This is a genomic window from Butyrivibrio sp. FC2001 (genome assembly GCF_000424125.1).
Taxonomy (GTDB): domain Bacteria; phylum Bacillota; class Clostridia; order Lachnospirales; family Lachnospiraceae; genus Butyrivibrio.
Genome location: NZ_AUJH01000031.1, coordinates 1 through 22,519, shown reverse-complemented (window position 1 = coordinate 22,519; position 22,519 = coordinate 1). Strand labels below are relative to the sequence as shown.

General features: G+C 41.8%; 22 protein-coding genes, 2 pseudogenes and 2 other annotated features. Of the genes and pseudogenes, 6 read left to right on the top strand and 18 right to left on the bottom strand.

Features of this window, described 5'->3' with window-relative positions:
* Positions 1-233 (top strand): annotated as a pseudogene (locus G601_RS26500) (hypothetical protein); the annotation flags it as partial.
* Between the two features lie 178 nt (positions 234-411).
* Positions 412-621 (top strand): hypothetical protein, encoded by a 210-nt coding sequence (locus G601_RS0113305; RefSeq protein WP_026665655.1) that lies wholly within the window; start codon positions 412-414, stop codon positions 619-621.
* A gap of 342 nt (positions 622-963) precedes the next feature.
* Here the strand turns inward: G601_RS0113305 and G601_RS0113300 are convergent, their stop codons facing one another.
* Entirely contained in the window at positions 964-1,260 is a 297-nt protein-coding gene (locus tag G601_RS0113300; protein WP_026665654.1) for a hypothetical protein, read from the bottom strand.
* 369 nt (positions 1,261-1,629) lie between these two features.
* Between G601_RS0113300 and G601_RS23255 the strand changes: the two genes are divergently transcribed.
* Entirely contained in the window at positions 1,630-2,559 is a 930-nt protein-coding gene (locus tag G601_RS23255) for a hypothetical protein (RefSeq protein ID WP_051205841.1), read from the top strand.
* A gap of 42 nt (positions 2,560-2,601) precedes the next feature.
* The gene (locus G601_RS0113290) at positions 2,602-2,910 is read left to right on the top strand and encodes a hypothetical protein (protein WP_207638052.1); all 309 of its coding nucleotides are present in this window, start codon (positions 2,602-2,604) and stop codon (positions 2,908-2,910) included.
* Between the two features lie 162 nt (positions 2,911-3,072).
* Here the strand turns inward: G601_RS0113290 and G601_RS0113285 are convergent, their stop codons facing one another.
* The 17 genes and pseudogenes from G601_RS0113285 to G601_RS0113200 form a co-directional block, all read right to left on the bottom strand.
* Complete coding sequence (locus G601_RS0113285) at positions 3,073-4,179, bottom strand: hypothetical protein (protein WP_026665652.1); 1,107 nt, start codon at positions 4,177-4,179, stop codon at positions 3,073-3,075.
* Positions 4,180-4,532: 353 nt separating this feature from the next.
* Positions 4,533-5,099, bottom strand: a complete 567-nt coding sequence (locus G601_RS0113280; protein WP_026665651.1) for an anthranilate synthase component II — start codon at positions 5,097-5,099, stop codon at positions 4,533-4,535.
* Complete coding sequence (gene trpE / locus G601_RS0113275; protein WP_026665650.1) at positions 5,096-6,592, bottom strand: anthranilate synthase component I; 1,497 nt, start codon at positions 6,590-6,592, stop codon at positions 5,096-5,098. Before trpE ends, G601_RS0113280 begins: the two co-directional genes overlap by 4 nt.
* Positions 6,593-6,600: 8 nt before the next feature.
* The gene (gene trpA / locus G601_RS0113270) at positions 6,601-7,377 is read right to left on the bottom strand and encodes a tryptophan synthase subunit alpha (RefSeq protein WP_026665649.1); all 777 of its coding nucleotides are present in this window, start codon (positions 7,375-7,377) and stop codon (positions 6,601-6,603) included.
* The gene (gene trpB, locus G601_RS0113265) at positions 7,370-8,560 is read right to left on the bottom strand and encodes a tryptophan synthase subunit beta (protein ID WP_026665648.1); all 1,191 of its coding nucleotides are present in this window, start codon (positions 8,558-8,560) and stop codon (positions 7,370-7,372) included. Before trpB ends, trpA begins: the two co-directional genes overlap by 8 nt.
* Before the next feature lie 65 nt (positions 8,561-8,625).
* On the bottom strand, positions 8,626-9,246 hold the full coding sequence (locus G601_RS0113260; RefSeq protein ID WP_026665647.1) for a phosphoribosylanthranilate isomerase: 621 nt from the start codon (positions 9,244-9,246) through the stop codon (positions 8,626-8,628).
* 7 nt (positions 9,247-9,253) lie between these two features.
* Positions 9,254-10,060 carry an indole-3-glycerol phosphate synthase TrpC gene (gene trpC, locus G601_RS0113255; protein WP_026665646.1) on the bottom strand — a complete coding sequence of 269 codons (807 nt, stop codon included), beginning with the start codon at positions 10,058-10,060 and terminating at the stop codon, positions 9,254-9,256.
* Positions 10,060-11,094 carry an anthranilate phosphoribosyltransferase gene (trpD, locus tag G601_RS0113250; RefSeq protein ID WP_026492110.1) on the bottom strand — a complete coding sequence of 345 codons (1,035 nt, stop codon included), beginning with the start codon at positions 11,092-11,094 and terminating at the stop codon, positions 10,060-10,062. The genes trpC and trpD overlap by 1 nt, the downstream gene beginning before the upstream one ends.
* Positions 11,095-11,146: 52 nt before the next feature.
* Positions 11,147-11,398: a binding site (T-box leader), on the bottom strand.
* A gap of 114 nt (positions 11,399-11,512) precedes the next feature.
* Positions 11,513-12,319 (bottom strand): annotated as a pseudogene (locus G601_RS23250) (tRNA 2-thiocytidine biosynthesis TtcA family protein); the annotation flags it as partial.
* A gap of 32 nt (positions 12,320-12,351) precedes the next feature.
* Positions 12,352-14,088, bottom strand: a complete 1,737-nt coding sequence (locus tag G601_RS23245) for a proline--tRNA ligase (protein ID WP_035790762.1) — start codon at positions 14,086-14,088, stop codon at positions 12,352-12,354.
* A gap of 186 nt (positions 14,089-14,274) precedes the next feature.
* Positions 14,275-14,519 (bottom strand) — a binding site (T-box leader).
* A gap of 170 nt (positions 14,520-14,689) precedes the next feature.
* Positions 14,690-15,709: a hypothetical protein gene (locus G601_RS0113230; RefSeq protein ID WP_026665645.1), complete on the bottom strand. Its 1,020-nt coding sequence runs from the start codon at positions 15,707-15,709 to the stop codon at positions 14,690-14,692.
* Positions 15,710-16,327: 618 nt separating this feature from the next.
* Positions 16,328-17,296: a hypothetical protein gene (locus tag G601_RS0113225; protein WP_026492112.1), complete on the bottom strand. Its 969-nt coding sequence runs from the start codon at positions 17,294-17,296 to the stop codon at positions 16,328-16,330.
* On the bottom strand, positions 17,293-17,946 hold the full coding sequence (locus G601_RS0113220) for a hypothetical protein (RefSeq protein ID WP_026492113.1): 654 nt from the start codon (positions 17,944-17,946) through the stop codon (positions 17,293-17,295). Before G601_RS0113220 ends, G601_RS0113225 begins: the two co-directional genes overlap by 4 nt.
* Positions 17,947-18,138: 192 nt before the next feature.
* Positions 18,139-19,122 carry a PstS family phosphate ABC transporter substrate-binding protein gene (locus G601_RS0113215; RefSeq protein WP_035786306.1) on the bottom strand — a complete coding sequence of 328 codons (984 nt, stop codon included), beginning with the start codon at positions 19,120-19,122 and terminating at the stop codon, positions 18,139-18,141.
* Positions 19,119-19,262 (bottom strand): hypothetical protein, encoded by a 144-nt coding sequence (locus G601_RS26225; protein ID WP_155834545.1) that lies wholly within the window; start codon positions 19,260-19,262, stop codon positions 19,119-19,121. The genes G601_RS0113215 and G601_RS26225 overlap by 4 nt, the downstream gene beginning before the upstream one ends.
* A 1-nt stretch (position 19,263) precedes the next feature.
* Positions 19,264-19,488 carry a hypothetical protein gene (locus tag G601_RS0113205; protein WP_026492115.1) on the bottom strand — a complete coding sequence of 75 codons (225 nt, stop codon included), beginning with the start codon at positions 19,486-19,488 and terminating at the stop codon, positions 19,264-19,266.
* 46 nt (positions 19,489-19,534) lie between these two features.
* On the bottom strand, positions 19,535-20,710 hold the full coding sequence (locus G601_RS0113200; protein ID WP_035790761.1) for a MalY/PatB family protein: 1,176 nt from the start codon (positions 20,708-20,710) through the stop codon (positions 19,535-19,537).
* A 302-nt stretch (positions 20,711-21,012) separates the two neighbouring features.
* On the opposite strand from G601_RS0113200, the gene G601_RS0113190 reads away from it, so the two are divergent.
* Both G601_RS0113190 and G601_RS26495 read left to right on the top strand, forming a co-directional pair.
* Positions 21,013-22,230, top strand: coding sequence for an IS91 family transposase (locus G601_RS0113190; protein WP_081673487.1), 1,218 nt, complete (start codon positions 21,013-21,015; stop codon positions 22,228-22,230).
* Between the two features lie 27 nt (positions 22,231-22,257).
* Positions 22,258-22,422 (top strand): hypothetical protein, encoded by a 165-nt coding sequence (locus G601_RS26495; RefSeq protein WP_170832732.1) that lies wholly within the window; start codon positions 22,258-22,260, stop codon positions 22,420-22,422.
* Positions 22,423-22,519: the final 97 nt, after the last annotated feature.

Below are 22,519 nucleotides of genomic sequence, written 5' to 3'. Positions count from 1 at the left end.
AATATAATGAAGAACTTCATCTGAAAAATGTCCATCAGGATGGGTATGAAGAAGGAGTTGTTATAGGAGAAGTTAAAGGTGAGGCTAAAGGCAAAAAAACAATTGATCGTCTTTACTCATGGCTAAAAGATCTAAATCGTACTGACGATATTATTCGAGCTGTAGGCAACGAATCTGTCCAGGAAGAACTTTTAGAGGAATATCGTAAAGCCCATAACAATAGCGAAAAATAATATCACTTACTTCAGTAGCAATCCTACTATATTGCTATCGATATGTGTATTACTGAGGAGAATCTTATAGATTATCCTAAAAGCTACAAACGGAAGTTTTTTGATATGAGTTTACGTTTATTGAAATGATTATATTATCAAGGACTTCCTTGAAATTCATAGAGCGGAGGTAAAAGGAATGTTATTAACAGAATATGACGAAGCCGAAACTTTGGAATTATTTAAAAAAGAAGCGCATGATGAAGCAATAGCAGAAATGGATGCTCTCTACTCTTGGTTAAAAGAACTTAATCGTACCGATGATATCATTCGAGCTGTAGGCAACAAGACTGTTCAAGATGAGCTTCTGGAAGAATATCAAAAATCAAATCCATGCAATTCCAAATGATTGTATTTACTGCCATCAGAGTCAAATCTGATGGCAGTTTTATATTATAAAAACTCCCCGAAATGATCACTCATCCCGGGGAGTACCTCACTTGTAAAATCGTTAAAGACTACGCATGCTGAAAAGCTATCATTCTTCTACATATCCTGCCTTTGTAACAAGGAATAATCCGCAAAGGATTAGGCCTACTATAATTCCCTCTCCCAATCCCTGGAAAAGCACAAGTAATATTACAATTGCGATGTAATAAGTCTTTGTCTTTTTCTCTGAATACTTATCAAAAGCATAACCATTATCCCTTATACTGGACAGATTTTTGTGAAGAACCTTGAAAAGGAAAAATTATATCGCACAAAGTACAGCACAGCAAAGGAGCTGAATTGCAAAATACTGACCATACAATCCGCGCTCAACCAAATTAGCCATTTTGATAAAATTGAAAAATCCCATGTCAGCATCAAGTGAACCCGCTGCCATTGCAACTTTTTCCGGATCCTGATAATACATATTAACAAATCCCGCCATCAGTATAGATAAAATTGCGCCTACTACACTTAACACAATACCAACAACAAATAGATTTCTGAATACCTTGGCAGTGTTTGCTGCTATATTTGCATTCTTTTTAATCCCTTCCATATGCTTCTCCCTTCATAATCTTTAATTTGTTTAAAATATTTGCCCTTTACTTTAATATACGTTCTCAAACAGCCAAATACGACTGTATTACTCAACTTTATACTTTTTTTATTTTATAAGCTCGCTCATCACATCCTATCTTGTTTTTGTTTTCTTGTATATTTCTTATTATTGACATATCTCTTTTTCTATCGTATTATAGCCTCTGGTCAGACGACCATATTTGGTATCCGGGAGCTTCTCCCACCTTTTCCACAGATTGTTTGAATGAACGTTGTAGGATATAATTATAGTAGTTGGATTCGTTGGTTTTCTTCTATTTCGTTACCTTGTATGGTCTTATGACACAGACATACAAGGAGGATTAAATTGAAAGAAGTAACTATTAACAACAATAATAAGGATCGCCTGTTTAACTTTATTTTTGGCTATCCTGAAAACAAGAAATGGACACTGAGCCTGTATAATGCAGTAAACGGCTCTGCCCATACGGACGAAAATGCGATTGAATTTAATACTATTAAAGATGTTCTGTATATGAGAATGAGAAATGATACATCATTCATAATATACGATATAGTCAGCTTATATGAGCATCAGAGTACGTTCAATCCCAACATGCCACTTAGACAATTACAGTATTTAGGCAACCTATACGAAAGCTACGTTAAGAAAAACAAGCTCAATAAGTATGGTTCGAAGCTCATCATGCTTCCCGTACCAAAACTGGTTGTTTTTTATAACGGAGAAACTGAAAAAGCAGATGAAATCATCCTAAAACTCAGTGATTCATTTGCAGAAGCTCATCGGCAGGAATCAGATGTCGAAGTCAGAGTCAGAATGCTTAATATAAACTACGGCCATAACGCACAGCTTCTTGGTTCATGCAAACCGCTTTACGAGTATTCCTGGTTTATAAAACGCATTCAGGATAATATGTCTAAAGCTGATAAGCCAGACATTGAAGAAGCAACATCTCTGGCAATTGATGAAATGCCCGATGATTTTATTATCAAGGACTTCCTTGAAATTCATAGAGCGGAGGTAAAAGGAATGTTATTAACAGAATATGATGAAGCCGAAACTTTAGAATTATTTAAGAAAGAAGCATATGATGAAGGAGAAGCTAAAGGTGAAGCCAAAGGTGAGGCTAAAGGCATAAAAAAAATTGATTGTCTTTACTCATGGCTAAAAGCTCTAAATCGTACCGATGATATCCTTCGAGCTGTAGATAACAAAACTGTCCAGAATGAACTTTTAGAGGAATATCGTAAAGCCCATGACAATAGCGATAAATAATATCACTTACTTCAGTAGCAATCCTGCTGCATTGCTATCGCTATGTATATTATTGAGGAGATCCTTGCCGATTTTCTGCGAAAACAACGTGCGGAGGTATTTGAGATGAGTGTACTGGAATATAATGAAGAACTTCATCTGAAAAATGTCCATCAGGATGGGTATGAAGAAGGAGTTGTTATAGGAGAAGTTAAAGGTGAGGCTAAAGGCAAAGCAGAAATTAATTGCCTTTACTCCTGGTTAAGATCTCTAAATCGTACCGATGATATCCTTCGAGCTGTAGATAACGAAGCTGTCCAGAATGAACTCCTAGAGGAATATCATAAAGCCCATACATGTGATTCTAAGTAATGCTTCTATCTGCCGTCAGATGAAAATCTGATGGCAGTTTTATATTGCAAAAAAAACATCCCAGGATGATTATCATCCTGGGGTGTTAATTAAAACTTATAATGGTTTGTCACGAACCAAAACGTTATCTTCTGATAAAGATAAAACATATAGCCTTATAAATTATTTCTGAACAAGGTTAATTGTGTAAGTTGTTCTCTTTGTCTTCTTGTTCTTCTTATCATAGTAAGTAACTCTTATATATGTTGTGGTAGAAGTATCCTTAGATTCAAACTTAGTAGTCTTAGGATCAATTGGATCAGTACCAATTTTAGAATCATCTACCTTAGCAAGCTTAATTTTCTTACCATTCTTTACTTTCTTCCACGTACATGTAACACCTTCGGCACTATCGTAGGCAGAATCTAATGAAGAATTAGCTTTTACATACCTTTCTGTTTCTTCTCCGTCTGCGTATGTTTTCTTTTCAATATTGGGAGTTCCAACTTCAATCTTCTTAAGCTTGAAGTCTTTATTCATGTTAACTCTGATAACACCCTTCTTTGAATTAGTAACATTAAGTCCATATCCCTTTGTCCACAATTTATTATCAGAAGGCTTATCTAAATCTTCGGACTCAGCAATAACTTTTCCTGCATATGTAACACTCTTTATAGCAGTGCCATCATCTCTTGCGATAACCTTAATGGACTTCTCTACAGTAGTTCCATCCTTAAGAACTGCAGTATATTTTACCTTATAGGTTCCAGCCTTCTTAGCAAAAAATCTTACAGTATAACTACCAGAGGAATCGCCCTTGAGAGCTGATGCAGCGTCAACCTTTACAATCTCACCTTTAACGTTCTTATAGTATCCGTCATAATTCTTATCTACATAATCAGCATCTATAGGTCCCGTAGGATTAGGATCAGTATATTCTCTTTTCTTAATCACCTTAACCTTAAGACCTTTTTTGCCTTTAAAGTTCTCAAATCTGGCAACATCTTTAGTTGTATTAAATTGCATATACTCATCATATGAATTAGTACATATATAAAAGTACTTGGGATCCTTTGATAATGCAGCAGCTGGATCAATAACAACATAACCATCTTTTGTGGACAAACTCTTCTTTGTGTCCTCATCTCTATAGGTAGTGTTTGTTACCTTGCCCTTTGCATCCCTTTCATACTCTTCGATAATCTGAGCATTGGCTGTGATGGGTGCCACCATTGTAAGTGAGAGTGCTAATGCGAGCGCAGTAGCACCAAGTTTAGAAAATTTTGACATATTTAATTACCTCCACTCATAGAAATAGTTGTTTTTAACGGTTTGTCGTAACCGTTTGCTCGTGACAATTCTGATTATATTCCGATGCAAAACCATTGTCAAGCCAGCAGCCATGCGGTTTTACGCTATACGTCTCATTTTATAAAAAGTTTATATTTTATTATATTCCGTGAACACAGTATAGCCATATTGTTTTCACATTTTGAACACAAATTATATTCTCGCGCGTAATTACATATTTAATGATTTTAATATTGTTTTAATACATTATTCAAAGACAATAAAAAAGAGAATAGAGATCTTCTACAAAAAATGAATTTCTCTACTCTCATTTCTTATTTATCTATTCGAATTTATCCCTTTACAAAATTCTTCAGCATCTGCTTTCCATCCGGAGTCATTATGGATTCAGGGTGGAACTGAACTCCATAGATTGGATAATCGCGGTGCTTTACTGCCATGACTTCACCGTCTGTGGTGCGGGCGGTAACGATCAGTTCATTCGGAATCGTGGCATCATCAGCTGCAAGAGAATGATATCTCGCAACAGGTGCTACCTCAGGAAGTCCTGCAAAGAGCAGACAGTTTAAATCAAACTTCACATCTGACTGTTTTCCATGCATAAGCTCCTTGGCGTAGGTTACGGTAGCTCCGTAGGCAGCACAGATTGCCTGATGTCCAAGACATACACCGAGAGTTGGTATCTTCTTTGCAAGAGTTGTTGCTACCTCCATGCATATACCGGCATCCTCAGGTCTTCCGGGGCCGGGTGACAGGATTATTCTGTCGGGATTAAGCTCCTCGATTTCAGAGATTGTCATCTCGTCATTTCGAATCACCTTAATATCAGGCTCTATCTCACCGATCAGCTGGTATAGGTTGTATGAAAAGCTGTCGTAGTTATCTATAAGTAGTATCATGATGTTTCCTCCGATTGCAAAGCCTTCATGGATGCCTTAGCTTTGTTCATGCACTCCTCGAATTCCTTCTCCGGAACTGAGTCCGCAACTATTCCGGCACCGCTTCTGACAAACACTTTTCCGTTTTTCTTATAAGCTATTCTGATTGCGATGCAGGTGTCCATGTTGCCTGTAAAATCGATGTAGCCGATGGCTCCGCCGTATATACCGCGCTTGTTATTTTCAAGCTCACCTATTATCTGGCATGCGCGAATCTTAGGTGCACCTGACAGTGTTCCTGCAGGAAGTACTGATGAAATGGCATCCAGTGCGTCCTTGTCATCTCTTATGTCTCCGCGGACTGTTGAACCGATGTGCATTACATGTGAATAGCGCTCGATGGAGTGAAGCTTTTCAACCTGAACAGAGCCGAATTTACTGATTTTTCCAAGGTCATTTCTACCAAGGTCCACCAGCATGTTGTGCTCAGCAAGCTCCTTCTTGTCAGCAAGAAGCTCTGTCTCGAGTCTCTTATCCTCTTCCTCTGTTGCGCCTCTCGGTCTTGTTCCTGCAAGAGGGAAGGTATGGAGAACGCCGTCCTGCAGCTTAACCAGTGTCTCAGGAGATGCACCTGCTACCTCTACATCTGTTCCTGAAAAATAGAACATGTAGGGAGAAGGATTGATTGTTCTCAGCATTCTGTAGGTATCAAAAAGACTTCCCTCAAAGGGCGCCGAGAATCTGTTGGAAAGAACTATCTGGAAAATATCTCCCTCGAATATATGCTTTTTCGCTCTCTCAACCATGTCACAGTACTGCTCTTTATTGAAAAGAGGAGTCATTTCACCAAGAAGCTTTCCGGGAGTCTCCTCAAGCTTTTCACCTGTTTTAAGAAGCTTCTCGATATCCTCTAAATCCTTTGCAGCTTTCTCATAGCTTTCCTTCAGGAATTCAGGACTGCTGCCCTTTTCAGAAGTAAGCTTCATATTAGAAATAAGAACAATCTTCTGCTTGGTGTTATCAAAAGCGATGACCTTTTCAAAGAGCATAAGGTCCATATCCATGAAGCCTTCTGAATCCTCTACATCCATTCTCACCGTGGGCTCGCTGTAGCCAAGATAGTCATAGGAGAAATATCCCACCATTCCACCTGCAAAGGTAGGAAGATATGAAAAGCGGGGACTTCTGTACTTTGAGAGAATCTCTCTAAGGCACTCAGAAGGATCTCCTGTCCTGGAGTTTTCATTGCCATTTTCATCTGTGATGGTGACAACATCATTTGCACAGGTGATCTTCATGGTAGGCTCGTAGCCAAGAAAAGTATATCTTCCCCAGGTCTCGTTGGCCTGCGCGGACTCCAGCATATATACATGCCTGGATGCCTTTTTTAGTATTCGCATAGCCTCAATAGGTGTTATGAAATCAGATAGGATCTCGCAGCTTACGGGGGCTACGTCATAGTTTCCGGTCGAAGCTAATTTTATTATTTCGTTGTATTCAGGTAATGTTTTCATGTTTATCCTCATGATGCCTTATAGGCACTCTTCATGTTCTTTACAAACTCTCCAACGTGAACAGGTGCGTCCTTGCCATACTGTTCAATAATTCGGACAATAGCTGAGCCAACTATTGCACCGTCCGATATATCGGACATCTCCTTTGCCTGCTGGGGAGTGGAAATTCCAAAGCCCACGGCGCAAGGTACATCGGTCACTTTTCTTATCTTATCAACAAGATCCTTAACGTTGGTGTTGATAGAAGTTCTGGTTCCTGTAACCCCAAGACTTGATACGATGTAGATGAAGCCCTTAGCTTCCTTTGCGATCATGGCGATTCTGTCCTCGGAGGTGGGAGCTACCATGGATATGAAGTCAACACCATAAGCTCCTGCTGCATCTACGAATTCTTCCTTTTCTTCGAAAGGAACATCGGGAAGGATAACTCCGTCCATTCCGTTCTCCTTGCACTTTTCAAAGAACTTATCCATTCCGTAGGAAAAGATAACATTGGCATAGGTCATGAATACCATGGGTACTGTGATCTCGCTTCTGATTTCCTTTATCATATCGAAGATATCATCAGTGGTGATGCCGTTTTTCAGTGCTCTGATATTAGCTCCCTGAATCACGGGTCCCTCTGCTGTGGGATCTGAAAAGGGAATGCCAAGCTCTATGAGGTCTGCTCCGTTTGCCTGAAGCTCACGGAGGATTTTCTTTGTGGTCTCAAGGTCGGGATCACCACAGGTAACAAAGGGAATGAACGCCTTTTTATTCTTGAATGCTTCTACTATCTTACTCATGGATATCCTCCCCTCTGTATCTTGCAATTGCAGCGCAGTCCTTATCGCCTCTGCCTGAAATTGTTATAACTATGATCTCGTCCTTACTCATTGTCGGAGCAATTTTTATAGCGTGAGCAACTGCGTGTGCAGACTCAATCGCAGGAATAATGCCCTCTGTTTTTGATAAATATTCGAATGCGTTAACAGCTTCATCATCTGTCACAGGTACATACTGTGCGCGTCCTGTGTCGTGGAGATTAGCGTGCTCAGGTCCGATTCCGGGATAATCAAGTCCCGCTGAAATGGAATAAACCGGAGCTATCTGACCATATTCATCCTGGCAGAAGTAGGACTTCATACCATGGAAAATTCCGAGCTTTCCTGTATTTATGGTTGCTGCTGTCTCAAAGGTATCGATTCCTCTTCCTGCTGCCTCACAGCCGATAAGCTTAACATCCTTATCCTCAATGAAGTTGTAGAAGGTTCCGATCGCATTTGATCCGCCGCCTACACAGGCCATTACCACATTGGGAAGTCGTCCTTCCTTTTCAAGAATCTGCTCCTTGATCTCCTTGGAGATAACCGCCTGGAAGTCTCTTACTATAGTAGGAAAAGGATGCGGTCCCATAACTGATCCAAGACAGTAATGTGTATCATCAATTCTGGAGGTCCACTCTCTCATAGCCTCTGATACAGCGTCCTTAAGTGTTGCAGTTCCTGATGTTACAGGGACTACCTCAGCACCGAGAAGTCTCATCCTGTATACGTTAAGTGCCTGTCTCTTGGTATCCTCTTCTCCCATGAATACGACACATTCCATTCCCATGAGAGCTGCCGCTGTAGCTGTTGCAACGCCGTGCTGACCTGCACCTGTCTCAGCGATAAGTCTTGTCTTTCCCATCTTCTTGGCAAGGAGAGCCTGACCTAAAACGTTGTTGATCTTGTGTGATCCTGTGTGGTTGAGATCCTCTCTCTTTAAGTAGATCTTTGCTCCGCCAAGGTCCTTTGTCATCTTCTCAGCGTAGTAAAGTCTTGAAGGTCTTCCCGCATATTCATTTAAAAGCTCTGTCAGCTCTCTGTTAAATTCAGGATCATTTTTATAATGATTGTAGGCTTTCTCAAGCTCTATTACTGCATTCATAAGAGTCTCGGGAATGTATTGTCCGCCGTGGACTCCGAATCTTCCATCTTTGTTAGTCATGTTGTTTCTCCTTTTGTTGCCCTCATCCGGCACTTCGTGCCACCTTCTCCCATAGGGAGAAGGCTTTAAGAGTGCCTTACTACTTCGATTATTTTTTTCATTTTCTCCTCATCCTTAACGCCGCCAGTCTCAATCCCAGAGCTTACATCTATGGCGTAAGGCTTTATAACATCTACCGCTTCCTTTATATTGTCTGCATTTATGCCGCCTGCAAGGAAGTAAGGTCTTTCGATGCTTTTTAATATGTCCCATTTGAAGGCTGAACCTGTGCCCTGACCTGAATCGATGAGAACCATGTCTGCAGAGGATTTATTTATTGCCTCTATCTGTTCATCCAGCTTTTCTTTTATGGTGTCACCTTTTATCTGAAAAGCCTTGATGATTTTTGCATCGGTGAGTTTTCTTAACTGTCCAATATATTTCTCATCTTCTTTTCCGTGGAGCTGGATGACATCGATTATTCCTGCGCTCACAAGCTTTGCTATCGTATCCGAATCTTCATCAACAAAAACTCCGACTGCCTTAATGCTTGTATCCAGCTTTTCCTTTAGAGTCTTTGCCTCTAAAGGCTCCACATTGCGCTTACTTTTTTTAAAAAACACAAAGCCGATGTAGTCGGGATGAAGCTTGTTTACTATTTGGATGTCCTCCGGCCTTTTCAGGCCACAGAATTTTGTTCTTATCATATGCCCCTCATCCGGCACTTCGTGCCACCTTCTCCCCGGAGGGGCGAAGGCTTTCCAGCATTGCTTTCTTATCTGCAGCTCTCATAAGTGTTTCACCGATGAGTACCGCATCGACTCCGTTTCCTTTAAGTGCTCTCACATCCTCCGGTGTCTTGATTCCGCTCTCTGAAACATAGATAACATCTCTCGGGATCATCTGTCTAAGTCTCATGCTGTTTCCGGTATCCACTGAAAAGTCCTTTAAGTTTCTATTGTTTACACCGATTATTCTGGCTCCTGCTTCAAGTCCGATTTCAATCTCAGCTTCGTCGTGTGCCTCAACCAGAGCTGATAATCCAAGACTGTCGCATATGTTTATGTATTCCTTTATCTGCTCTCCTTCGAGAATCGCACAGATGAGAAGCACTGCCGATGCACCGAGAACCTTGGCTTCATATATCATGTACTCGTCAACTGTGAAGTCCTTTCTGATGCAGGGAATCTTTACAGCATCTGTGATTTCCTTAAGGTATCTGTCATCTCCCAAAAACCACTTGGGCTCTGTGAGGACTGAGATACAATCAGCTCCTGCCTTTTCATATTCCTTCGCAATCTCGAGATAAGGAAACTCTTCTGCGATGATGCCCTTGGAAGGTGAGGCCTTCTTACATTCACAGATGAAGGATATTCCTTCCTTCTTAAGGGCCTTTTCAAATGAGAAGTCTCCCTTTTGAAGTACCTCTGCCTCCCATCGCATCTCTTCAGGTGATATATTCTGTTTTGCTTTTCCTACGCGAACCTTCGCGTATTCTGCAAGTTCATCTAAAATTGTCATTATGCACTCTTCTCTTCTGCTCTGTTGCTGACCTCGATCAGCTTTTCAAGTGTCTCTGTTGCCTTTCCGGAATCAATGATCTTAGCTGCAAGCTTTATGCCATCTGCGAAGCTGTCTGCTTTTCCTCCGATATAAAGTGATGCGCCTGCGTTCATAAGAACTGCATCTCTCTTGGGTCCCTTTTCACCTGCAAGGATTCTTCTTGTGATCTCTGCGTTCTCCTCAGGATTGCCACCCTTTAAATCATCCTTGGTGCATCTGTTAAGACCGAAGTCCTCAGGCTTGATCGTGTAGGTCTTGAACCATCCGTCCTTAATCTCACAAACCTTGGTAGGAGCACTGAGTGAAATCTCATCAAGCTTATCCATTCCGTAAACAACCATTCCTCTCTTAACTCCGAGGGTTACAAGAACCTGTGCAAGGGGCTCAACAAGGTACTCATCATATACACCGAGGAGCTGCATCTTGGGTGATCCGGGATTTGTAAGTGGTCCAAGGATGTTGAAAACTGTTCTGAATCCAAGCTCTCTTCTGATAGCACCTACATACTTCATGGAGGTGTGATATTTCTGAGCAAAGAAGAAGCACATTCCAACCTCGTTTAAAAGCTCGATGCACTTTTCAGGATCCTGCTGGATGTTAACTCCGAGAGCCTCGAGGCAATCTGCTGTTCCGCAGCTTGATGATGCTGCTCTGTTTCCGTGCTTTGCAACCTTCATTCCGCCTGCTGCCGCTACAAGAGCTGAGGTTGTGGAAATATTGAAGCTGTGTGCATTGTCGCCGCCGGTTCCAACGATTTCGAAAATATCCATATCTGTCTCAACCTTGGTTGCGTGATCTCTCATAGCTGCTGCACAGCCTGCGATCTCTTCGGTGGTCTCAGCTCTTGCACTCTTGGTTGAAAGAGCTGAAAGAAATGCTGCGTTCTGAGTGGGGGTTGTCTCGCCGCCCATTATCTCGTTCATAACTGCATAGGCCTCGTCATAAGTAAGGTCCTCTTTGTTTACGATTTTTTCGATTGCTTCTTTGATCATGATTTTTCCTCCTTTTTTTGCATAATAAAAGTCCTTGACAGAATACACTTCTGTCAAGGACGAATAATTAACTAATCTATCCGCGGTGCCACCTTGATTCATAGCAAAAACTACGCGCTTATCAGGATACCAACATATCCCCGGCAACTAACGTATGCCCTACGTTGCAGAATACTAAGCGCGAACGGCGCTTTTCACTGCACCCTCAGCGGTCCATTTGATAACTTGTTTCTTATCCGGCTCTCACCACCCCGGACTCTCTGTGAAGGCATCATTACCTTTATCTCCGCTTCATCGGTTTAAAGTATTAAGTTATTAAGGAGTTTACTTTCATTTAGTTTTCTTGTCAATCACTTTTTTGCAATTGATTAATTCTGAATAAAAATAGATTAAAATAAATCAAGTTTTACACAAGTAATTAGTACTCCTCGAGGAAATTGTGTCTTACTCCTTTTTGCTTGTACTCTATAACAGTATCAAGATTTACATTCTCTACGCTTTTGAAAATATTGGATTCCACAAAGGGATTGGTCTTTTTAAGTTCAGCGATAAGATTCTTGATCTCAAGTCGCTTGGAATTTGAGCTTCCGTCATCATTTAACGTGGAACAGGTCTCAGTAAAATGACATGCGCACTGCAAAAATCTCAGATTATTGTAGTCTCTCCAGGCACAAATATCGCTCTCCCTGATGAAATACATCGGTCTGATAAGCTCCATTCCCTCGAAGTTGGTGCTGTGGAGTTTGGGCATCATGGACTGAACCTGTCCACCATAGAGCATCCCCATAAGGATTGTCTCTATAACATCATCATAATGGTGTCCTAATGCTATCTTATTGCAACCAAGCTCCTTTGCCTTACTGTAGAGATAACCACGTCGCATTCTCGCACAGAGGTAGCATGGATTTCTGTCTATATTATCCACGGTGTCAAATATGGTGCTCTCAAAAATAGTAACCGGTATTCCAAGTGCTGCCGCATTACTTTCTATCAAAGCCCTGTTTGCATCAACATAACCCGGATCCATCACAAGAAAGGTCAATTCAAAATTAACCTTTCTGTGCCTTTGGATTTCCTGAAAAAGCTTAGCCATAAGCATCGAGTCTTTTCCACCTGATATGCACACAGCGATGTGATCGCCCTCTTCAATCAGCCTGTATGTTTTACAGGCTCTTGCAAATGGTGAAAAAAGCTGTTTATGATACTTTTTCTGTATACTGGTCTCAGCTTTTTTTATTGTATCCTCTGTTGTTTCTTTCATTTCTTCACCTTGGAATTGATCTCTTCATAAAGTGTATCCATGAGCTTTTTGGTCTCAGCGATTATATCGTCCTTTTTAACGCTAAGCTGAATACTCTTATCTCTTGTGCAAAGCTCGATCTCTCCGCTTGCAAGAGCCTTGGGGCCGACAATAACACGTACGGGAACCCCGAGAAGATCTGCGTCAGCGAACATAACACCTGCGCGAACATCTCTGTCATCATAGAGCACATCTATACCTAAGTTTGTAAGCTCTTCGTAAATCTTATCTGCTGCCTCTCTGCATGCATCGTCGTCTCTTCTCATGCAGCAAACATGAACCTTCCAGGGAGCAACGGTGATGGGCCAGATAGGTCCCTTGTCGTCGTGCTTTGCTTCCATGATACTTGCAGCAAGACGTCCTACACCGATACCATAGCAACCCATGATAGGTGTCTTTGAAGTTCCGTCCTCATCAGTATAGGTCATTCCCATGCTCTTTGAATACTTTGTACCAAGCTGGAAAATATTACCAACCTCAATACCACGGCTGATTCTGATAGTCTTCTTACCGCAACAGGGGCAGATGTCACCGTCACGGATTTTGCTGACATCAACATACTCAACGTCGCCGATATCTCTCTTAATATTGAGACCTGTGTAGTGGTAATCTGTCTCGTTACCGCCGCAACACAGATTTTCAATACCCTCAAGTGACTTATCATAAATGATTCTGCACTTAGCATTCTGCTCGTAAGGTCCGCAGTAGCCTGCAACAAGTCCGCAATCCTCAGTAATCTCACCTGGATGAACGTCCTCATGGAGATAGTTAACAAGCTTGGTCTCGTTGACCTCATAGTCTCCGCGGATAAATACAACAACGAATTCGTCTGTAGCGTTTATCTGGTAAACAACTGCTTTACATGACTCCTCAACCTTGCTGTGAAGGAAATCACATACTTCTTCGATGGTCTTGCAGCCGGGAGTGTGAACCTTCTTAAGCTCGCCTGCAGGTGTGCATCCGGAGTTATCAACTGTTGTGTCTGCTGCCTCCATGTTTGCACTGTAGCCACAGTCATCGCAGAGAACTATTGAATCCTCTCCGGCGTCTGTAAGAAGCATGTACTCGTGAGATACGCTTCCACCGATCATTCCTGAATCGGACTTAACTGAGATTACATCAGGAATTCCTGCTCTCTCAAAAATTCTGTCATAGGCTCTTGCCATCTTGTCATAGTAGTTCTCGAGGTCCTCCTGAGAAGTATGGAAGGAATAAGCATCCTTCATGGTAAACTCACGAACTCTTATAAGACCAGCTCTGGGACGAGCTTCATCACGATACTTGGTCTGGATCTGATAAAAAGCGAAGGGATAATTTGCATAGGTGCTTCCGTACTCTCTTGCAAGATGTACAGCAGCCTCCTCATGGGTCATACCAAGTACCATAGGAGTATCATTTCTATCCTTGAATCTTAAAAGCTCTTCTCCTACGCTCTCGTAACGTCCTGACTCCTCCCAAAGTGATCCGGGAAGAACTACAGGTAACATAACCTCCTGGCAATCAACAGCATCCATTTCCTCTCTGAGGATCTTCTCGATGTTCTGAGTAACTCTCTTCATGGGAGTGTAGAGTGAAAAAATACCGTTTGATACACGCTTTATATAACCGCCACGAAGACTGAAGGTGTGGCTGTCGATTACGCAGTATGCAGGCTTTTCCTTAAACCTTACTCCGACTAATTTGCTAAGTTTCATGATAATAACTCCTTTCAAAAAAAGTAAAACATTCTATAATGCATAGAATAGAATTTCGCTTGCGAAATTCTTGCGCCGAGCGCGATTGCTGTAAGCAATATATTCCTTTCGCGCGAGTGTGCATCCTCGCGGAGCGCTTTTTTATTTCGAAGAAATAAAAAAGTCCTAAGCATACTCTATTTGTATACTTAGGACGAATAATAGTTTTATCCGCGTTACCACCTAAATTCAGGCTAAATACCTGCACCTCACTGTGAGCTGACACTCACATGCCTATGATTACGGTGACCTCCGTCAGAAGTTTCTGAATAAATCAGTTTTCCCTTCTGCTGCTCCCAGACGGGTTCAATATCCGAAAACCAAAGCCTTCCACCAGCCGGCTCCTCTCTGAAGGTCTCAAGACATCTACTATTTCTGTTCTTAGCATTTGTATGTTATTTTAATCTATATTGAAAAAAAATCAAGCCTTCTCATGGATAAATCGAAACAAAGCCACAGCAGGAGGCGCTGCAAATGCAGCACGCTCCAAGTGTGATCGCAGCGATAAATATAAAAGTTGTTACTTTTAATCTATTGTTCATAATCTACCCCTCAAGAGATCTCACTGCTCGTAATTAGTAAATGTCAGAGAATCGATAATAGCTGCCATCTCATCAGAGACTTCCATATCCTTCTCTTCATCACCACTGTTGTGTCCTGTAAGTTCAAATATAAGTGCGCCTTCAAGGAAATCTCTTCCTACTGCTGTCTCATATAATCCTGAGCCTTCTTCTGCAGGCGGTAATGTTGCCCAATAGCCTTTTACATCCTCTGTTCCGGGGAAAATCCCCTCTGAGTATGTGGTCTTGTCGCTACCCCAGGACTCCCCAAGTGCCTTGATAGCGCCTTCTCCACCATCCTCTACAGTGTATGTAACTGTGATGCAGTTGGTTCCTGCTCCTTCACCCTGATATACGATGAAAACCTGACCATTCTGAGGTGTTACTGTAAACTTGTTTGCATCATATTTGATGTTCCAGCCAAGTCCATCATGGTAAACACTGTTCTCAGGTCCATTCACATAGTTCTCAGCGCTAAAGCTTTTAGGATCTACATCAGGAAGAAGCTCCCATATCTGCTCAATACCATCTTCAAATGCGCCTGTTACCTTGCCATCCTCTGATGATGCGATTTTTAATACGCTTTCTGCTTCTTCTTTTCCTCCAAACGTAAACCTTACTGAGTCGCCTTCCTCAGTTACATCAAACGGAAGTCCCATTCCTGTTGTTCCGTCTTCTGTGTATCCATACCAGTCCTCTGAGAATACGTAGAAGTATGTTTTATCTTCGCTCTCAGTTTCCTTTGTGTAGTTGGCATATACTCCCTTTTTGAAGTATGTGCCTGCTGCGATTTCCTCTGACTCCCCATCAATACTCTCGTCAACCTTGTCAGGTGTTGCTGTGGTTGCTGCTTCCGTATCATCGATGTTCTCTGTTGCAGCTTCCTCAGTTGTTTCTACAGCCTCTTCTGTAACTGCGCTCTCCGGAGCTGCTCCCTGGCTTCCGCATCCTGCCATGAGCATTCCAGACATTGCTGTTATCATTGCTGCTGCAATAACTTTTCCATAAACTCTATCCCTCATATCTTCCTCCTCATAAGAAAATATTTTGATGTGTCATTTACAAGTACCATAATAATTACCCCTGTCCAACACATGTCCAACAAAGGTAAAAAATATTGTTCTAAGCATAGGGCTGGTTCATCCGGAATTATCATATTTCTCAATTCTGACTGACGCAAAATCACTTTTACATTTTTTCTTTCAACCTGAAATTGTTAAATGCAATTAGCTGGCGTAACAGCAAAAATTATTTGTTCAATCTGCAATCAAATTTGTTCGCGTCCAGACGTAACGGCTTCCAAAAAGTTATCCCCGCAGAGAAAAATCGTGCAACCTGTATTGTAATAATCGACTGCATCGGCGTAACCGGAAATTAAAAAACAAATTTTCGTGCAACCAATTTGGGCATTTTGAGCGGTACTGACTCAACTCAAAAATTGAAAAAATTTCTTGTGCAACCAGTTAGAGTAATATTAGAAGCACTGACGTACCAAGAAAAACAAATCTCCATAAAAAAACAAATCTCCATAAAAAACAAATCTCCATAAAAAACACCCCCGCTACCAGGAATAAGTAGCGGGGGCCAGGTTTCAACAGGATTATCTAACAATATACAGTGAAGCTCTTCCAAACAAGATCTTACTTCCTAAACACAATCCAGTTATGTGACCAGGGAACAGGAAGTCCAAACAGCGTCCTTACTTTTCCGTCGACCTTCCTGTACCAGGAATAATTCCATCCGGCGCCCATGTCCATGTAGACAGCGTTGGTGACTCCGAGCCTGTCAAGCTCATCCATGAATTCATCAAAGTGCATCATCTTAACTGAATCTATTATGCACAGATTCCCGTTTAACTCTGCGAGGGTTCGGTAGCATCTGGCTCTCGGTCTGTCGAAGTCCATAACAGCTTCAGTGTCATCTATCATTCCAAGCTGCATGAAGCCTGATCCTCCAGCCTTGGCTGCTGTCTGAACGGCCTTGGTCTTTTCATCAAACTCAAATCTGAACTTCCCATTAGCAAAGGTAAATGCTGCATCTGCATCCCTGTCATAGGGGCTGTCATAAAATACACCATGGGAAGCGTGATCGCCTTCGATATTGTCATCCTTAAAGGTTATCTGAACTGCATGCTGGAATGCTGCGCCGCAGCACCAGGTTATGGACTCATCCGATTTGGAGGGTCTCGTTCCACATTCAAGATCAACCACAGAATACTCCGGGAAAAACACATATACTTTTTCTGTTTTGTATATGGTGGTTTCATCGCCCGGCAGTATATCCTCTACAGGCATGTTAGTTGCATCTATGCTCTCCGGAATATTCACATGGTACTGGGATATAAGTCCCATGAAAATAAAAATAAACGCAGGAAGAACGAAAAAAGAAGCAGCATAGCACAGGTAATAAAGGAGCTTAATCGGCTTCCATTTTATCTTCTCCGTTCCCCACAAATAGATTATCAGAGCAAAGCTAAGCAGGAATGGAAGCGCCAGATAGACAATGTAGGGTGCCGACATCTGTGCTACAAAGAAGGTTGTATATGCTCCAAATGAAAGAAGGGTCATGGACATAAGCCACATACCCAATAAACGTTTTTTGATACTCATTTATTCTTACGTTCCCTTTTTTGTTTAAGAAGCTCCTGCCTGAGAACCTTGAAGGAATCAAGCTGCGATTCTATGCTCACAATCAGAAGAAGGATTGCGATATCCGTAAGATACTGCAATCCTGTTTCCCACTCGATGGTCTTGCTAAAATCAAGCAGGCTGTTTGTTATCAGCAAAATGATGTAAACAACAAACTTATAAATAATGGCAATCCTGTTTAAGATAACGTTGCCGGGATTGCCGTGCTTTGCGTAATTGATAATGAAGTGATTGATGGTGATTATGATAGTCATAAGAAAGGACATTCCGGCTGCTGCCAGATAGATACTTCCCTGAACGCCCACAACAAGGTAAGCGTCGAAGTCCTCCTGTCCCCACAAGTGCTCAAGCACAAGATGCGCTTCCTGATACATCAGGCAAAAGAGTACACCGCCCATAATTCCCTTCGCTACGTCCCAGCTATATTTTTTATAAGCAAAAAACATAGTAATAACAGTGAAAAGCTTTACCAATACCTGAAATATGGCAAAGCCGTCACCCTGAGAATAAATAAGCGCTATTGTAACCAAACTGGTACCGACTGCAAAAATGCACTCAGCGTGCATCAGATACTCATTTAAAAAAATCGAATTTTTCTCTGAATCACTCATCAAATTCAACCTGCAAATATCAGCATAATTGCGCAAACAAAAAGAGATATTCCGATATGTTTCATATTCATGGTAGTCCTCCCCCTCACAAGAGTAAATACACAAAATATAATAAGTTTGTAAATTTATTGTTATTATATTATTCGTTGTCCAACAGATGTCCAACATCAGGGAAGTCAATTTTCTTTATATTTAGTTAATCGGTACATACCCGCAGGCTTCGATCATTTGCTGTCCTTCATCTGTAAGCAGCCAGTCTACGAGCTTTTTGACATTTTCATTAGTGTTGTCTTTTCTGTATACCACATAGAAACTGGCAGTTAAGGGATAGCTTCCGTTTTTGATGTTTTCAGCATCAGGATAGACGCCGTCTATGGAAAGCATCTTCACGTTGTCATTAGCTACCATTCCTGACAGATAATAGCGGAAGGAATAGCCTATAGAAGCTCCGAAAATCGAAAACACATTTCTGTATGGATGTATATCATTATCCATGAATTTGTCCATCATGGTCTGACTTCCCGAGCCCTTTATCCTGGTCAGTGGATTGATGGCTCTCGGCGCTCCGCCGATATCCTCCCAGTTTGTTATCTCGCCTCTGTAAATCTTGCGAATCTGATCGGCAGCAAGACCATCCACGGGGTTATTTTTATTTACAAAAAAGACGAAGCCCTCAAGACCCACGGGAACAATTTCAAGCTCTACGCCCTTCTCCTTAGCGGAGTTCAATTGGTCTTCAGACGGATGGGCTGTGAAGAAAAGATCAACAGATCCGTCCACCATGGCATCGAAGCCGCGAATGGTGTTCTGGTACTTCATCGCGCTGTCGTCGGCGAAGTTCTCACCATATTTATTATCATCCGAAAAGCTTCCGCCCTCATAGGTAACACACCCCTCGGGGTAAATGCTGTCGATAACAGAAGCATATACCGGAACCAAGGCCGCTGCGCCGTCAAGTACAGGCAGGTCATCTCCTTCCGAAAAATGCATGGATGAACCTGTTCTTGCAAGTAACGAGTCCTCCTCAAAGGGCAGGAATTTCGCAACATCTACCATTTTCAGCTGGGTTGCTCCGCTGTAGTTATTGCCAAGGCGCCTTGTTATTGTTACATATAAAAAGATATTTAATGCCAGAAATAGTACTGCGCAAAAAAGAATGATCAGCCGCTTTTTCATAACCAGAACTCCTTAGAAATAAAGTAAATAATAGAGGAGTTGGTATATGCATAATAAATATAGGCGGCATGAGCTGCAGTTATAGCAATACCTGCCACGATCTCTGCGATCAGAATCCCCAAAAACTTCCTATCACTCATATCACATGCTCCTCATAAATGCATCAATGAGCAGTGCAAGAATTCCTACCACAATGGCACCTGCAATAACAAATCCAAACATCACGCCTGAAATTGCAGTAAGCACCACAAGGCCTTCATTACGTTTTCTGTTTTCCTTTTTAGCTGCTTTGTCATCAAGGATGCACAGCACTAAGGAAATTACAAAGAACAGAACTATCACCACAGCGATCAACAAAATAAGCATAAACAATTCCCTCCAAACAAAACTTTTTATTCCCTCTTTTAGCTTATCAACAGTGCCTTACTTTAAGCAGTCTGTTCAAAGCTTCTTCTATTATATAACGCGGACATGCCAAATTGAATCTCTCAAATCCCGCTCCGCCTGTGCCAAACCAGTAGCCTTCATCCAAGAAGAGCAGCGCTTCACCGGTCATGAATTTCTCCAGCTCCTTATGTGCCATGCCCCATGCATTAAAGTCGCACCACATAAGGTATGTTCCTTCCATTGGATACACCACGACTTCGGGGAAGTGTTTCTTCATGAACTCCTCTAAAAATACAGCGTTACCATGGATCACTTCGATACATTCATCAAGCCATTTTTCACAGTGGGTATAAGCAAGCCTGCAGGCCTCCATTCCAAGAGGATTCGGCGCATCTCTGTAGCCCTTATATCTTTCTTTATCGAAGGCTTTCCTGACCTCAGGATCCTCTATTATCACCATTGATGTCTGCATTGCAGCAAGGTTAAAGGTCTTGCTTGGAGCAACGCATACAGCCATGTGTTTTCCTGCATCTGGCGCAACCTTAGCCATAACGGTATGCTCGTATCCGGGCATTATAAGGTCGTTGTGAATCTCGTCATCAACGATAAAGACATCATTTGCTACGCAGATTTCGTATACCTTAAGAAGCTCCTCTTTTGTCCAGACACGTCCCACAGGGTTGTGAGGATTGCAGAAAAGAATGAGCTTTGTATTCTTATCAGAAGCCGCTTTTTCTAAAGCATTAAAGTCTATAGAGTATCTCTTGCCATCTGTGACAAGACCCACATCCATAACTTTTCTGCCATTCATCTCGATGGATTTTTTGAAGGGATAATAGACAGGAGTAAGTATGATCACTCCCTCACCCTCCTTAGTGGTAGCTCTTATAAGATCGCAGAGCGCAGGCACTACGCCATCGGATAACGAAATCCATTCCTTCTCTATAGCATAGTTGTGGCGCCTCTTTTGCCAATCTACGACAGCATTAAGAAAACCATCCGTTGGAGCAGTATATCCAAGGACGGTTTTTCCGATATAATCCTTAAGTCCATCCACTATCTCCGGTGCATTCTTAAACTCCATGTCTGCAACAGACAACGGAATTATTTCCTCCGGAACATCGGGATTTTTCTTAATCATATTTATATACTTGTAAGCGCTGGCATTTCGTCTGTCAGGACAGGTTACAAAATCGTACATATTCACGCACCTCGCAAAAAATCCTTAACGATAACACCATTAATTATAGCATATCCCCCTCCTATTCATTCCTCAAATTATATCTCCACCTGAAATGTCATAAGAGAAAAACCGAAGGCTGTCAGAAGAATGAAAATGATGTCTTTCGTTTTATTGCTTATAGATGAACTTTTCATTTCCTGACTCCTTTTTTCTTTTTTCACTATATCATAAAAAAGTGCCTGCGGCACTTCAGCTCCCCTGCCCCTCAATCATGAGGGGTGGGGGTTGTTTTTTGCCTCAACTCATTCATAATGATTTTTATGAAACGAAACATACTACAAAATCTGTTCCGCGATCATTACGAAGAAATTCAATATACTCTTCACCCCCGCAAAACTGAAATTGAAAACATCGATAAGATGCTCAATTGCGGAGATCCTGCCTATGGCGGCGCCATGTACGGCTGCCCTGATTGTGGTACTCTCAAATTCATTCCCTTTCGTTGTCATTCAAGATTCTGTCCTACATGTGGTGCCATGTATTCACAGAAACGTGCTCAGGCTATGTCCTTCAAGCTCATAAACTGCCAGCACAGACACTGCGTATTCACCATATCAAAAGAATTACGACATTACTTTCTCGAAGACCGCGACCTTCTTAACTGTCTTTTCGAAGCTGTCAGCAGTGTTATTAACCGTATGTTCTACAAAATCAACAAGAGTCAGAGCTTCACACCTGGTTACATTCTGGTTCTTCATACATTTGGTCGTCCTTTAGAATGGAATCCTCATATCCACTGCCTCATATCTGAAGGTGGTGTAGGCGACACTGGTTTTTGGCGCAGAGTCAATCACTTTAATTACCACTACTTACGCCATGCTTTTCAAACAGCTCTGCTTAATCTAATGGAAGCCCGTATTACTGATCCCAAGAAGAAAGCATTGTTCAAAAAAGAAAAAGCCCTCTCATACAAAAATCAAAAAGATGGTTTCTATATCTACGCAAAACCCACCCTTGCTGACAGGCACACAGTGGCTAAATATATAGGTCGCTACCTTGGTCGTCCAGTAATCGGCCTCTCAAGGATTGACTCTTATGATAAAGAGCATGATACTGTCACTTTCCACTACAACAGACATGAGGACGAAGTCCTTGTCACCGAGACCATACCTTCCATGGAATTCATCAAACGTCTTATCCAGCACATACCCGAAAAAGACTTTAAAATGATACGTTACTATGGTGTGTATGGCCGTCATAGAGAATCAGACAAAAAGCTTTACCAGCTGATTCATCCATCTAAAAAACCATTCTTTAAATCATTCCTTCAATGGCGTTCAGGTATCCTGTCAGCATTCGGATATGATCCATTGAGTTGTCCCAAGTGCACCAGAACCATGAAATTTCTTGAATTGCACTTTAACCACAAACGTGTTTCTCTCGAAGCCCTATATGAAAAAGCAATGGGAAAATGCCGTCCCAAGAGCAGAGCTCCATCTTCAAAAATCGGCAGTGTTCCCTCGTATTCCTGTGCATGATAAAATCATGCTACAGGAGGAACAGCCATGGCTAGTAAAGAACTAATAGCAAAGCTTAGAGAGAAATACATCCAAAATCCGCCGGAAGGCATGTCGGCGAACGAAATCCGCGAGATGGACGATGAAGACCTTCTCGACATGGATTACTTTATGCACGAAGATGACGAATTCTTTGACGAGGTAGATTGGTAATTTATAGCCAATATACCTCCGCTTTGCGTGGCCCGGTCTTGCCGGGCCTTTTAATTCAAGGTTTCGCCGCCAAGGCGAAATTTCCTATTAAATAAAA

Coding starts and splice junctions, on each gene's coding strand:
- G601_RS0113305 (WP_026665655.1), top strand. CDS start 412: ATGTTATTAACAGAATATGACGAAGCCGAAACTTTGGAATTATTTAAA.
- G601_RS0113300 (WP_026665654.1), bottom strand. CDS start 1,260: ATGGAAGGGATTAAAAAGAATGCAAATATAGCAGCAAACACTGCCAAG.
- G601_RS0113290 (WP_207638052.1), top strand. CDS start 2,602: ATGTATATTATTGAGGAGATCCTTGCCGATTTTCTGCGAAAACAACGT.
- G601_RS0113285 (WP_026665652.1), bottom strand. CDS start 4,179: ATGTCAAAATTTTCTAAACTTGGTGCTACTGCGCTCGCATTAGCACTC.
- G601_RS0113280 (WP_026665651.1), bottom strand. CDS start 5,099: ATGATACTACTTATAGATAACTACGACAGCTTTTCATACAACCTATAC.
- trpE (WP_026665650.1), bottom strand. CDS start 6,592: ATGAAAACATTACCTGAATACAACGAAATAATAAAATTAGCTTCGACC.
- trpA (WP_026665649.1), bottom strand. CDS start 7,377: ATGAGTAAGATAGTAGAAGCATTCAAGAATAAAAAGGCGTTCATTCCC.
- trpB (WP_026665648.1), bottom strand. CDS start 8,560: ATGACTAACAAAGATGGAAGATTCGGAGTCCACGGCGGACAATACATT.
- G601_RS0113260 (WP_026665647.1), bottom strand. CDS start 9,246: ATGATAAGAACAAAATTCTGTGGCCTGAAAAGGCCGGAGGACATCCAA.
- trpC (WP_026665646.1), bottom strand. CDS start 10,060: ATGACAATTTTAGATGAACTTGCAGAATACGCGAAGGTTCGCGTAGGA.
- trpD (WP_026492110.1), bottom strand. CDS start 11,094: ATGATCAAAGAAGCAATCGAAAAAATCGTAAACAAAGAGGACCTTACT.
- G601_RS23245 (WP_035790762.1), bottom strand. CDS start 14,088: ATGAAACTTAGCAAATTAGTCGGAGTAAGGTTTAAGGAAAAGCCTGCA.
- G601_RS0113230 (WP_026665645.1), bottom strand. CDS start 15,709: ATGAGGGATAGAGTTTATGGAAAAGTTATTGCAGCAGCAATGATAACA.
- G601_RS0113225 (WP_026492112.1), bottom strand. CDS start 17,296: ATGAGTATCAAAAAACGTTTATTGGGTATGTGGCTTATGTCCATGACC.
- G601_RS0113220 (WP_026492113.1), bottom strand. CDS start 17,946: ATGAGTGATTCAGAGAAAAATTCGATTTTTTTAAATGAGTATCTGATG.
- G601_RS0113215 (WP_035786306.1), bottom strand. CDS start 19,122: ATGAAAAAGCGGCTGATCATTCTTTTTTGCGCAGTACTATTTCTGGCA.
- G601_RS26225 (WP_155834545.1), bottom strand. CDS start 19,262: ATGAGTGATAGGAAGTTTTTGGGGATTCTGATCGCAGAGATCGTGGCA.
- G601_RS0113205 (WP_026492115.1), bottom strand. CDS start 19,488: ATGCTTATTTTGTTGATCGCTGTGGTGATAGTTCTGTTCTTTGTAATT.
- G601_RS0113200 (WP_035790761.1), bottom strand. CDS start 20,710: ATGTACGATTTTGTAACCTGTCCTGACAGACGAAATGCCAGCGCTTAC.
- G601_RS0113190 (WP_081673487.1), top strand. CDS start 21,013: ATGAAACGAAACATACTACAAAATCTGTTCCGCGATCATTACGAAGAA.
- G601_RS26495 (WP_170832732.1), top strand. CDS start 22,258: ATGGCTAGTAAAGAACTAATAGCAAAGCTTAGAGAGAAATACATCCAA.